Genomic DNA, 12,113 nt, shown 5'->3' on the forward strand with positions numbered 1-12,113 from the left:
CGCCCTCACGCCTCGCGGCTCCACGGGGCCGCCGCCGCGCTGACCCTTTCCGTTCAGTGACCGCTGATCGGGTGGGGGGTGTAGGGCTCCTGGAGTTGGTCGATCTCCTTGTCGGTGAGCTGGAGCGAGACTGCGGCAACGGCGTCGTCCAGGTGGGTGTCCTTGGTGGCACCGACGATGGGCGCGGTGACGGTCGGCTGGTGCAGCAGCCAGGCCAGTGCGACCTGGGCCCGGGAGACGCCGCGGTCGGCAGCGATGCGGGCGACCGCGTCGACGATCGCGCGGTCGGCGTCCTCGTACAGCGTCTTGCCGAACTCGTCGGTGCGGCTGCGGGCGGTGTCCGTGCCCCAGTCGCGAGTGAGGCGGCCGCGGGCCAGCGGGCTCCAGGGCAGGACGCCGATGCCCTGGTCGGCGCAGAGCGGAAGCATCTCGCGCTCCTCCTCCCGGTAGAGGAGGTTGTAGTGGTTCTGCATGGTGGCGAACTTCGTCCAGCCGTGCCGTTCGGAGGTGTGAAGAGCCTTGGCGAACTGCCAGGCGTACATCGAACTCGCACCGATGTAGCGGGCCTTGCCGGCCTTGACCACGTCGTGCAGGGCTTCGAGCGTCTCCTCGATCGGCGTGCTCGGGTCCCAGCGGTGGATCTGGTAGAGGTCGACATAGTCGGTGCCGAGCCGCCGCAGACTGTGGTCGATTTCGCTGAGGATCGCCTTGCGGGACAGGCCTCCGCCGTTGGGCCCCAGACGCATGGTGCCGTGGACCTTGGTGGCGAGCACGATCTCGTCGCGGCGGGCGAAGTCGGCCAGGGCCTCGCCGACGATCTCCTCGCTGCTGCCGTCGGAGTAGACGTTGGCGGTGTCGAAGAAGTTCACCCCGGCCTCGACGGCACGTTTGATCAGGGGGCGGGACCGGTCCCGGTCGAGGGTCCATTCATGGTTTCCCCGGGCCGGGTCTCCGTAACTCATGCAACCCAGGCAGATGCGGGAGACGTCCAGGCCGGTGGATCCGAGTTTGACGTACTGCATACCGGTACTCCGTCGGTGGTGAGGTGTCGGTGCGCCCTTGTGCGTGCGCGGCCCTTCCATCCTGCCCCGAACCGGCCGCCGGTGCGTGAGCCGCACCTGTTCGCCGCGTTCTGGCTGCCGATGACCCTCCGATACTGGGTGCCCCGATGACTTTCCGCGGCAGAGACGTCATACAGGGTGACGGGCGCACACGGCGCCCCCACCCGAGGGGACAAAAGTCATGCTGAAGGACAAGATCGCGGTCGTCTACGGCGGTGCGGGTTCGCTGGGCGCCGGTATCGGAAAGGCGTACGCCGAGGCCGGGGCCCGCGTGTTTCTCGTCGGCCGTACGGAGGCCACGCTCAAGACGGCCGCCGACGCGATCGGCGCCGAGTACGACGTGCTCGACGCCCGTGACGAGGCAGCGGTGGAGGCCCATGCGGCCTCGCTCGTCGAGCGGGCCGGGCGGATCGACATCTCCTTCAACCTTGTGCCGCGAGGAGACTTCCAGGGCGTGCCGCTCACCGAGATGTCGGTCGAGGACTACACCCGGCCGGTCGTCCAGGGCATCGCCTGCCAGTTCATCACCGCCCGGGCCGCGGCCCGCCGGATGACCGCGCAGGGCTCGGGCGTGATCCTGTCCCTGGACAGCGCGTCCGGCAACGGCAGCCCGATGATGGGCGGCACAGCCGCCGCCGACGGCGCGATCGACGCACTGATCCGCCAGTTCGCCCAGGAAGTCGGCCCGGCGGGCGTACGCGTCTGCGGGATCTGGACCGCCGGCGTTGCCGACACCCTGACGCCGGAGAAACTGGCCGCCGCAGGCGCCCCGGGCATGGACGAGGCGGCCCTGCAGGGCGTCGTCGGCCACCTCGACAGCCTGCGGATGACCAAGCGCTCGCCGCGCATCGCCGACATCGCCGCACTGGCGACCTTCCTCGCCTCCGACGCCGGCGCCGCCGTCACCGGCACGTGGGTCAACGCGACCGCGGGGATGTTCCCCAGCTGAGTGCGTACCGCTCGTCGTGGCCCACCGGAGCGCCTCCCGTAACAAGGCGCGGCGGCACGCGTAACACGGGCCTCAGACAGTGAGGCATGAGCGTCGAGCAGATTCAGACTCTGGTGGATGCCCTGGCCACACGGCTCGGGCGGGCGGTCGTGCTGGACGACCAGGACCTGCGCCTGGTCGCCGTGAGCGAGGACTTCGGAGACGCGGATCCGGCCCGCATCTGGTCGCTGCTGCACCGCAGGACCCGGCCGGAGGATGTCCGGTACGAGGAGATCAAACGGTGGACGGGGCCGGGCCACATTCCGGAGAATCCGGCGCTGGAGTTGTGGCGGCGGCTGTGCGTCCCCGTTCGCTGCCGGGGCATCCTGCTCGGCTTTATGTGGATCACCGACCGGTTCGACGACCTGACGGAAGTCCAGGTCGCTGATGCCGTCCGCGCAGCCGAAGCGATGGGGCAGGCGTTGCACCGCCGCCTGGTCGCGATCGACCAGGAACAGGAGCTGCGCCAGCGGCTCGTGGAGCAACTGCTCAGCCATGACCCCGTGGTACGGCGTGAGGCGTGGGAGGAGGCACTCGACCGGGGCTTGCTGGACAACGTCGGGCAGGTGGCCGTCCTGCTGGTGAGCTGCCGACCCGGGAAGAGCGACGGCACGCCGGCGGACACCCGGGCGGTGCTCTCGGAGTCCATGGGCCGCCTGTGCCGCACCGCCCCGGGTGAGGCCGTGCTCGCCGCCGTGTGGCCCCGGCGCGCGACGGTCGTCCTGGCCCGCCGTCAGGGCTTCCAGGACGGCCGGCTGGCCGAGGCCGCCACCGCCCTGCTGACCGAACTCACCGACCGCTCGGGGCTCGCCGGCTGCTGGCGGGTCGGCGCCGGTGGCCCGGGCCGGGGCCTGGACGGACTGCCGCAGGCCCGGCGTCAGGCCGAGGTCGCGCTGTCGTCGGCCGGTGAGGGCCGCGCCACCTGCTGGTCGGAGCTGAGCGCCGACGCCCTGCTGGCCCAACTCGCCCCGCAGGCCTGGGAGAACGCGCTGATGCCGGACGGCTTGGCCACCCTGCTTGCGGATCCTTCGGCCGCTGTGCTGGTGCCGACCCTGGAGACGTATCTTGACTGTGCCGGGGACGTGCAGCGCGCCGCGCGCGAGCTGTGCGTCCACCGCACCACGCTCTACTACCGGCTGGGACGCGCCGAGCAGATCTCCGGGCTGAGCCTGCGCGACGGCCGCGACCGGCTGCTGCTCCACATGGCGCTGGGACTGCGCCGGCTCCACGGAACGCATCTGCTGCCGGGGCTTCCTACAAATGTCGAAATCCTGCCCTCCAACACGCGACGCCGTGCCGGATGACCACCCATACCGCGCACTGACAGCCTCATCCTCACCAGCGACACCTGGCCCCAGCGGGAGGATGCCGGATGAGGAAGAGCTACGCGCACATCGTGCTCGGTGTGGGCGGGATCGGGAGCGCGGCCGCCTACTGGCTCGGCAGGCAAAGCGGCCACCACCAAGTACCTGGGCGGTCATTCCGACATCACCGGCGGAGCCCTGATCGCCGCCGACCCGGCCGTCGGAGAGCTGATCACCCGCCACGTCGGCATGATGGGCACGATGGCCGCGCACCAGGAGGCCTGGCTGGTGCAGCGCGGCATCAAGACGCTGCCGGTACGGATGCGGCAGATCTGCGAGAGCGCCCAGCGGATCGCTGAGTTCCTGGACGCCCATCCGCGCGTGCGGCGAGCCCACTACCCGGGGCTGCCCGGCCACCCGGACCACGCTCTGGCCGCCAAGCAGATGCCAGGCGGCTTCGGCGGTGTGGTGTCGCTCGTGGTGGAGGGGGACGCGGACGCCGCCGGGCGGGTCTGCGAACGTACGAAGGTGTTCACCCTGGCCGTGTCTCTGGGGAGCGTCGAGTCACTCATCGAGCACCCGGCGAGGATGACCCACTGCACCACCGCCGGATCGGCGCTCGGAGTCGACGAATCCCTGCTTCGGCTCTCGGTCGGTCTGGAGGACTGCGACGAGCTGATCGCCGACCTGGCAGCCGCCCTGGAGGCGGACTGACCGGCCCCTTTGAACCCTGTCCCGCCCCGCTGCCTGCACCGCAGGTCAGCGGGGTTTGTCGTGAAGCCGTTACAGGATCCGGTTCCCTCGATCTTTCCTGGACAGGCGTACATCGAAACCGGATGACCGCACGAACGGACTTCAAGCACCTGGGGAAAGATCATGAGCACCACGCCACGCAGGCGCTTCCCGCCTTACCGTGAGGCCGCCACCGGCCCCGGCGCGTCGATCTCCTGCTTCCACGGGGACGTATATACGCTGCACGAGTCCAGGAAGACCCTCTGCCGTCCGCCGCAGCACCCGGCGGGCGCCTCGGCTAGCACTGCGGGGGCCTGATGATGAACGTCCCGCCGTCCGGTCGCCCCGGCGCCCTCCGACTTTCCGCCGCCGTGCTGTGCACCGCGCTCGCCCTCGGGGGCTGCGGCGTGTCATCGGCCCCGGGTCGCGGTGCCGGCACCAGCACAGGCACAAGCACCGCCATCGCCACCGCCACCGCCATCGCCACCCGCTCGGCCTCGCCGAGGCCGAGCAGGACCGTACCCACCCCTTCGTGCGTCGATCGCGTTCTGTCGGCGATGTCGGACTCGCAGGTGGTGGGGCAGCTCTTCATGGGCGCGGCGCAAATCCCCACGACCACCGACGCCGACATGACGGTGCTGCGCCGCTACCAGGTCGGGTCGGTGATCCTGATGGGCCGCAGCCAGGTCGGCGTATGGCGGACCCGCGGCCTGACCGACCGGCTGCAAAGCCTGCGGCAGACCGATCGGGCCGGCTCGGTCGGGCTGCTGGTCTCCGCGGACCAGGAGGGCGGTCAGGTGCAGACCCTGAAGGGCCCCGGCTTCTCGGCCATCCCCGAGGCCCTTGCACAGGGCCGCTGGACGGCGTCCGAGCTGCAGACCCACGCCACGCAGTGGGCAGCCGAGCTGCGCACCGCGGGCGTCAATCTGAACCTCGCGCCCGTCGCGGATGTCGTACCCCCCGAGATCGGGACCGGCAACGGCCCGATCGGCCGGTACGGGCGCCAGTTCGGCTACTCGGCGGATGTGGTGGCCCGTCAGACTACCGCGTACGTCAAGGGGTTCCGTAAGTCCGGCGTGCTGACAACCCTCAAGCACTTCCCGGGACTCGGGCGCGTCAGCGGCAACACCGACACCACGGCGAATGTCACCGACACCACCCTCACCCGTTACGACCGTGATGTGCGCGCCTTCGGCTCCGGCATCGCGGCCGGCGCCGCCTTCGTCATGGTGTCTTCGGCGACCTACACCCGTATCGACCCGAAACGACAGGCCGTCTTCTCCCCCACCGTGCTCAACGGAATGCTCCGGCAGGATCTGGGGTTCCGGGGCGTCATCGTGTCGGACGACCTGGGTAAGGCGGTCGCGGTCCGCTCCGTGCCGCCCGCCCAGCGGGCCCTGAGGTTCATCAGGGCGGGCGGCGACATGGTGCTCACCGCGGACACGGCGGACATCCCCGCGATGGTCGGTGCCGTGCGCGATGCCGTCCGACACGATCCCGCGCTGCGGGCCAGGGCGCTGGACAGCGCCCGCCGCGTCCTCACCGCGAAGCAGGCCGCCGGGGTGCTGCGCTGCGACGGGTGAGGGCCGCCGCTAAATGGCAGCCTCCGTGTGCACTGCCGCGCGGATGACACGGGGAGCGGCGCCCAGCTCGCGGCGGCAGGCTTTGTTGAAGGCCTGCAGGTCGGGGATGCCCACCGCCGCCGCGATCGCCGGGATGGGGAGGATGGAGGCCCGCAGCAGATGGCGGTCGCCTGCATCCGCCGGCGGCGGATGCAGGCGACCACGGTGTCGCCGGTCTCGGCCCGGAAGAGCCGGGTGAGGTGGCTTTGGGAGACCCCGGTGGCGCGGGCGATGACGGGCACGGTGACCGGCACGGTGAGGTTGGCCTCGATGTGGGCCATCGCGGCGGCCACCACGGCGTGCGGCTGCCCGGGACGGCCGAGGGCCGCCAGGCCGGCCACGTGCCACCCGCGTGACCAACCGCCCCAAGATCCGGAGCCACACATGAAGCAGCAGGTCCTGGTCCTGTACCTCGCCACCTCCGCTCTCGACTCGGACGTGGTCGGCTGGTCCCGCTACGACGGCACCGGCGCCACCCGACCCACCACCGGGGACAGCGACGAACCGCCGTACGGGACCGGCCTGGACGCGCTGCAGGACGGCTGGCGGCTGTTCCAGGCGGCGCAGCTGATCCCGCCGTACCCGGGGCACGAGTACGACACGTCCTTCCTCAAGCACGAGTTCCTCTTCGAGAAGCTGATCGACTAGGCCCGGTCCGGCAGGACAGCCCCTAGGCCTCGACCTCCGACCGGTCGCCGCCCCAGAGGGTGTGGAAGGTGCCCTCGCGGTCGACGCGACGGTAGGTGTGGGCGCCGAAGAAGTCACGCTGGCCCTGGATCAGGGCGGCGGGCAGGCGTTCGGCGCGCAGCGCGTCGTAGTAGGAGAGCGCCGCCGAGAAGCCGGGGGCGGGCACGCCGAGTTGCGCGGCGGTGGAGACGACCCGGCGCCAGGCGTCCTGGGCGCCGCCGATGGCTTCGGCGAAGTGGCCGTCCGTCAGCAGGGTCGGGCGGCCGGGGTCGGCGTCGTACGCCTCCTTGATGCGGTTGAGGAACTGGGCCCGGATGATGCAGCCGCCACGCCAGATGGTGGCCATGGCGCCGGGGTCGACGTCCCAGCCGTACTCGGCGCTGCCGGCCTGGATCAGGTTGAAGCCCTGGGCGTAGGCGACGATCTTCGACGCGTACAGCGCCTGTTCGACGTCGTCGGCGAAACGGTCGCTCGCGGCGCTGTCCAGCCAGGTCTCGCCGGGGCCGGGCAGGCCGCGGGTGGCGGCGCGCAGTTCGGCGCTGCCGGACAGTGAGCGGGCGAACACGGCCTCGGCGATGCCGGAGGTGGGGACGCCGAGTTCCAGAGCGTTCTGGACGGTCCAGCTGCCGGTGCCCTTCTGGCCGGCCTGGTCCAGGACGACGTCGACGAAAGGCTGGCCGGTCGCGGCGTCGGTGTGGGCCAGCACCTCTGCGGTGATCTCGATCAGGTACGACTCCAGCCGGCCGGAGTTCCAGGTGCGGAAGACCTCGGCGATCTCGGCGGGGCGCTGTCCGGCGGCGTGCCGCAGCAGGTCGTACGCCTCGGCGATGAGCTGCATGTCGGCGTACTCGATGCCGTTGTGGACCATCTTCACGAAGTGGCCGGCGCCGTCGGGGCCGACGTGGGTGCAGCAGGGGACGCCGTCGACCTTGGCGGCGATGTCCTCCAGGATGGGGCCGAGGGCCTCGTACGCCTCCTTGGAGCCGCCGGGCATGATCGAGGGGCCGTTGAGGGCGCCCTCCTCGCCGCCGGAGATGCCGGTACCGACGAAGTGAAGGCCCTGCTCGCGTAGGGCGGCCTCGCGGCGGCGGGTGTCACGGAAGTCGGCGTTGCCGCCGTCGACGATCATGTCGCCGGGTTCCATGAGCGCGGCGAGTTCGTCGATCACCGCGTCGGTGGGGGCCCCGGCCTTGACCATGATGATCGCGCGGCGGGGGCGCTCGAGGGACTCCACGAACTGTTTGAGGGTCTCCGCCGGATGGAACTCCCCCTCATGGCCGAACTCCTCCACGAGAGCCCGGGTCTTGGCCTCGGTGCGGTTGTGCACCGCCACCGGGTGGCCGTGGCGGGCCAGGTTGCGGGCGAGATTGCTGCCCATGACCGCCAGTCCGGTGACGCCTATGCGAGCCTGCTCCGCCATCGCAAAGTCCTCTCACTTCATCGCCCGGGAGTACGGGAGTACCGAGTACGGGACGCTAACAGAACTCCAGCCTCGCACCTCGGCCTCTCGGAGTCGCGGTGATCTCTCGCAGTGCGCCGTGATGTGCTATGTGCCAGTGCCTATGCCGGCCCAGTAGGCACGGGCCGGACGGAGGGACCTCACCGGCGGCCGACCGAGCTCGTCGGGGACCGGGACGGCGACCGGGGGCGGCCCGACAGGCGCGTGGGCGTGGGACGGGCCGCAGAGCGCCTCGCGCAGCCGGCGGGCATCCACGGGCAGGTCGCGCCGCCAGGCCATCGCCATGAAGGGGACGAGCAGCAGCAGGCCGCCGCCCAGCGTGCAGGTGACGGTGAGCTGAACGAAGGTGCCCTGGGAGTGCGGCAGCAGCCGGAATCCGTAGTACGGGACCTGGGTGCCCAGCGGGCTCCACATCCGGCGGCCGCGGAACTCGACGGCCCCGCAGGGGCGGTAGGCCGCGCATACCAGCCGGTGCTCGCGGTGCCGGCCGGGATAGTGGTAGCGGTACTCGGCGCCGTCGCCGGGCTGGACCGCGTCGGCCGCGACGGCGTGGACGCCGGAACTCCACAAAGCGAGGTTACGGGCATCGGCCAGGAAGTCGAAGACCTCCTCGATGGGCCGGGGAACGATCACGCTGGTGGCCACGGTCGGCATCGCGAACCTCCCCGGTGCCAGCCATACGGCTGACGGTAGCGGAGTTTCATTCCTGGCTCATACCGACAGCCTGCTACCCAAACGGCGGTGTGTCGTGGCAGGTGAGCCATCCGGGTGAACCAGGCCCCGCGAGCTGCGCCGATGCCTGGCGGGCGGTCAGCTCCCAGCGGGTGGACCGGCCGCAGCCGACTCGCGGAACTCGCACCAGACGGACTTGCCCGCGCCGTGCGGCTCCACTCCCCAGGCATCGGCCAGTTGGTCCACCAGGAGCAATCCCCGCCCGGACACCTCGGCGTCGCCCGGCTCACGGCGGCGGGGCCAGTTGCTGGCCAGGTCGTGCACCTCTATGCGCAGTCGGCGGGACGGCTCGGACATCATCCGAAGCGTCAGCACCGCTCCGCCGTCGGTGTGGACGAGGGCGTTGGTGATCAGCTCGTCGGCGGCCAGTTCGGCGTCGTCCACACGTTCGGCAAGGCCCCACGACTTCACGGCGTCGCGGATCATGGTGCGCGCGGCGGCCAGGGCCTGCGGATCGCCGGGACCGATGTGCTGGTGGAACCGGCGGGCGGTCTGCGGGGCGGCGTCGGCATCCCGGCGGAACAGGAGCAGCGCCATGTCGTCGTCGGTGCCGGGGGCGCCCATGACGGAACTGAGGTGGTCGGCGAGCTGCTGGACGCCCTGGGGGCCGTCGCTGAGCGCCTTGGTGAGCCGGCGCAGGCCGTCGTCGAGGTCGGTGCCGGGGCGCTCGACGAGTCCGTCGGTGAACATCAGCAGGGTCTCGCCTGGTTCGAGCTCGGCCTGTGTCACCGGGTAGTCCAGCTGCCCGAACTGCGCGGACAGGCCGAGCGGCAGGCCGCCGGTGGTGGGCAGCCGGTTGCAGCTGCCGTCGGGGTGGCGTACAAGGGGGTCGATGTGACCGGCCCGGACCAGGCAGGTGCGGCCGGTCTGCGGGTCGATCTGGGCGTACAGGGCGGTGGCGAAGCGGTCGGTGTCCAGTTCGCACAGGAAGCGGGAGCCGCGCGCCATGACGGTGGCGGGCGGATGCCCTTCGGAGGCGTACGCGCGCAGGGCGATGCGCAGCTGGCCCATGACGGCGGCGGCGTGGGTGTCGTGGCCCTGGACGTCGCCGATGATGACAGCGACCCGACCACCGGGCATGGCCACCACGTCGTACCAGTCGCCGCCGATGTCCCGGGCCAGGCGTGCGGAGCGGTAGCGCACGGCGATCTGGGCGCCGGGGATGCGCGGGATGCTGCGCGGCAGCATGGCCGTCTGCAGTCCCTGCGCGATGTCGTGCTCCTGGTCGAAGAGGATGGCGCGCTGGAGGCTCTGGGCGATGCTGCCGCTCAGGGCGATCAGGAGGTTGCGTTCCTGCGGGGCGAAGGAGTGCTTGTGGCGGTAGAGCAGCCCGAGGGCGCCGATGGGCTTGCCCTGCGCGATGAGCGGCAGGTAGGCGGCGGCGGACGCGTCGAGCGGCTCTATGTGGGGCCACAGCTTGGGGTAGCGGCGGGCGAATTCCTCGGGCGAGGTGATGAAGCGCGGTTTCTCGGTCCGTACGACCTCGCTCATCGGGAAGCCGTCCACGAGCCGGGTGTACTCCAGCTCCGGTACCCAGCTGCTGGCCTTGGCGTCGGTCACCACGCGGACCCGGCCGCCCTCGACCATGCCGAGGAAGAGGCTGGCGATGCCGAGCCGGTCGAGCCGGCGGTGGGAGGTGAGGGCGGCGGTCACGTCGCGTACGGTGACGGCCTCGGCGAGGGACGCGGTGACCTCGACGACGAGGTTGTTCTCCTCGGCGTGCGACTCGTCGCGGCGCATGGCGTCGGCGGCGTGCGGGATCTCGTCAGTGGCGTCGCTGACGATGCCGATGACGCGGCAGGCCCGCCCGGCGCTGTCGCGGACGATACGGCCCCGGGCATGTATCCAGCCACGGTGGCCGTCCTGACGGGTGAGGCGGAAGTACACGCTCCAGGACGCCTGGCCGTCCTTGACGGCCTCGGAGATCGCCTGCTCGATGCTGTCGGCCTCTTCGGGCGGCAGCCGGGGCAGCAGCAACTCCGGGTCGCCGTGGAATTCCCCGGGCTCGAGGTCCAGGACCCGCAGCGCGACCGGGTCGAGGTGCAGGCGGGCACGGTCCAGGTCCCAGTCGAAACCGCCGAGGTTGTTCAGCGCGAGGTGCGCGGCGGCGGGGGCTGGCCAGCCACCGATCGCGGGGGCCGCAGCCGTCCATTCCCGCTGATCAGCCATGCCTCACACTCCGCTGGTTCCGGCGAGGGTCCTGGGCTTGTGGAATACCGGGGTTGAGGACAGCGTACCCATACGCCTGCGGCCGCGCCGGGCGCACTCCCAGGTGCACCCGGCGCGGCCGCAGGGCTCGGCTTTTCAGCCCGCCGTCGGCGGGGCGTACTTGTAGCCGACGCGGCGCACGGTGACGATCCCGGCCCGGTACTCGGGGCCGAGCTTGCGGCGCAGCCGGGCGATGTGCACGTCGACCGTGCGGCCGTCGCCGACATGGCCGTAGCCCCAGACGGTGGTGACCAGCTGGTCGCGGGTGTGGACCCGGTGCGGGTGGGCGACCAGGTGGGCGAGCAGCTCGAACTCCAGGTACGTGAGGTCGAGCGGGCGGCCGTCCACCATGGCGATGCGCCGGTCGCTGTCGATCCGTACCGGACCGGAGACGGCGACGTCGTCAGGGGTGCTCTCCGGCCGGCCGGCTGCGGCCTGCTCCGCGGGAACCAGCACGAGGTAGCCGACCATGGGCGGCTGGCCGACGCCGCTGGGCATCACATGCCCGGGGGCGGGCAGCCAGGTCGCTCCGGGAGGCAGGAAGTCCAGTACGGGCGGGACTTCGTCGGGCCGGACGGCACGCAGCCGCGAGCGAAGCGAGACAGGAGTCCTCCCCCAGCCTGGCGGCTGGGTGGGGGTGCCCCCAGCGAAGCGAGGGGGAGTGCCCCCACCGGCCGAAGGCTCGGGGAGATTGACGGGAGCAACGGAAGCAGGGGCGGGTGCGGGTGCGGGCAGGGACTGGGTCGTAGGCATGGAGGTCTCGGCTCTTTCGCGCGAAGGACAAAGGCGGATGGACGCCGTATGCGCGGGACTGGACCAGGACGCTGACCGAAGCGCCGGTGATCGGCGGGGTCAGCCGTGGGTGCGGGTCCGCGCGGTAGCCGCGCGACAACACTCTCGGTCGAACTGGTACTCCTGCCGGGACGGCCAGAAAGGCTCGAGGTCACTGCGACCCGTCGCGGTGTCAATGAGGCTGGCCATGGATCCCATCCCTACATCTTAGCAGGGAATCCCGGCCTTCAGGCCGGGCGGGAATGCGATCCCCGGCCCGGAGGCGCGGAGCGCCGGAGCTCTCTGCGTCTCCGTTTTAACGTCAGGCTGGCCGCTTCTGGTTCTCGATGTAGTCCTTGACGATGCTCAGCGGTGCGCCTCCACAAGACCCCGCGAAGTACGACGGGGACCAGAACACTGCCCCCGCGCCGATCCGGCCCGCAGGTATCGAGAGCTGACGCCTTTGAGGGAGTTGACCAGCTTGGACAGGGCGATTTTCGGCGGGTAGTGCACGAGCAGGTGGACATGATCGCCTTCGCCGTTGAACTC

The 12,113-nt window shown here is 71.1% G+C and carries 11 protein-coding genes and 2 pseudogenes; 6 read left to right on the forward strand and 7 right to left on the reverse strand.

The annotated features are described in order from the left end of the window. Positions 1-53 precede the first annotated feature (53 nt). Complete coding sequence (locus EFK10_RS22080) at positions 54-1,022, reverse strand: aldo/keto reductase (protein ID WP_127357379.1); 969 nt, start codon at positions 1,020-1,022, stop codon at positions 54-56. 220 nt (positions 1,023-1,242) lie between these two features. Between EFK10_RS22080 and EFK10_RS22085 the strand changes: the two genes are divergently transcribed. From EFK10_RS22085 to EFK10_RS22100, 5 genes are all read left to right on the forward strand, one after another. Then, the gene (locus tag EFK10_RS22085; protein ID WP_127357380.1) at positions 1,243-2,010 is read left to right on the forward strand and encodes an SDR family NAD(P)-dependent oxidoreductase; all 768 of its coding nucleotides are present in this window, start codon (positions 1,243-1,245) and stop codon (positions 2,008-2,010) included. A gap of 86 nt (positions 2,011-2,096) precedes the next feature. Beyond that, the gene (locus tag EFK10_RS22090; protein WP_127357381.1) at positions 2,097-3,353 is read left to right on the forward strand and encodes a PucR family transcriptional regulator; all 1,257 of its coding nucleotides are present in this window, start codon (positions 2,097-2,099) and stop codon (positions 3,351-3,353) included. A gap of 99 nt (positions 3,354-3,452) precedes the next feature. Further along, positions 3,453-4,067, forward strand: coding sequence for a PLP-dependent transferase (locus EFK10_RS22095; protein WP_127357382.1), 615 nt, complete (start codon positions 3,453-3,455; stop codon positions 4,065-4,067). Positions 4,068-4,229: 162 nt separating this feature from the next. Continuing rightward, positions 4,230-4,403 (forward strand): hypothetical protein, encoded by a 174-nt coding sequence (locus tag EFK10_RS47665; protein ID WP_164836108.1) that lies wholly within the window; start codon positions 4,230-4,232, stop codon positions 4,401-4,403. A 239-nt stretch (positions 4,404-4,642) separates the two neighbouring features. Next, positions 4,643-5,668, forward strand: a complete 1,026-nt coding sequence (locus EFK10_RS22100) for a glycoside hydrolase family 3 N-terminal domain-containing protein (RefSeq protein ID WP_127357383.1) — start codon at positions 4,643-4,645, stop codon at positions 5,666-5,668. A 9-nt stretch (positions 5,669-5,677) separates the two neighbouring features. Here EFK10_RS22100 and EFK10_RS50695 read toward each other — a convergent pair. Continuing rightward, positions 5,678-6,066: pseudogene (locus EFK10_RS50695) on the reverse strand (helix-turn-helix transcriptional regulator); the annotation flags it as partial. Positions 6,067-6,091: 25 nt separating this feature from the next. Between EFK10_RS50695 and EFK10_RS22110 the strand changes: the two are divergent. Next, entirely contained in the window at positions 6,092-6,355 is a 264-nt protein-coding gene (locus EFK10_RS22110; RefSeq protein ID WP_127357384.1) for a hypothetical protein, read from the forward strand. 22 nt (positions 6,356-6,377) lie between these two features. Here EFK10_RS22110 and gndA read toward each other — a convergent pair whose 3' ends face one another. The 5 genes and pseudogenes from gndA to tnpA form a co-directional block, all read right to left on the reverse strand. After that, positions 6,378-7,814 (reverse strand): NADP-dependent phosphogluconate dehydrogenase, encoded by a 1,437-nt coding sequence (gene gndA / locus EFK10_RS22115; RefSeq protein ID WP_127357385.1) that lies wholly within the window; start codon positions 7,812-7,814, stop codon positions 6,378-6,380. A 126-nt stretch (positions 7,815-7,940) separates the two neighbouring features. Beyond that, positions 7,941-8,507 (reverse strand): SRPBCC family protein, encoded by a 567-nt coding sequence (locus EFK10_RS22120; RefSeq protein WP_127357386.1) that lies wholly within the window; start codon positions 8,505-8,507, stop codon positions 7,941-7,943. Between the two features lie 156 nt (positions 8,508-8,663). After that, on the reverse strand, positions 8,664-10,754 hold the full coding sequence (locus EFK10_RS22125) for a SpoIIE family protein phosphatase (protein ID WP_127357387.1): 2,091 nt from the start codon (positions 10,752-10,754) through the stop codon (positions 8,664-8,666). 135 nt (positions 10,755-10,889) lie between these two features. Further along, positions 10,890-11,546: a winged helix-turn-helix domain-containing protein gene (locus tag EFK10_RS22130; RefSeq protein ID WP_127357388.1), complete on the reverse strand. Its 657-nt coding sequence runs from the start codon at positions 11,544-11,546 to the stop codon at positions 10,890-10,892. A 340-nt stretch (positions 11,547-11,886) separates the two neighbouring features. Next, a pseudogene (tnpA, locus tag EFK10_RS22135) lies at positions 11,887-12,113 on the reverse strand (IS200/IS605 family transposase); the annotation flags it as partial.

This window comes from Streptomyces soli, from assembly GCF_003999195.1.
Classification (GTDB): Bacteria; Actinomycetota; Actinomycetes; order Streptomycetales; family Streptomycetaceae; genus Actinacidiphila; species Actinacidiphila soli.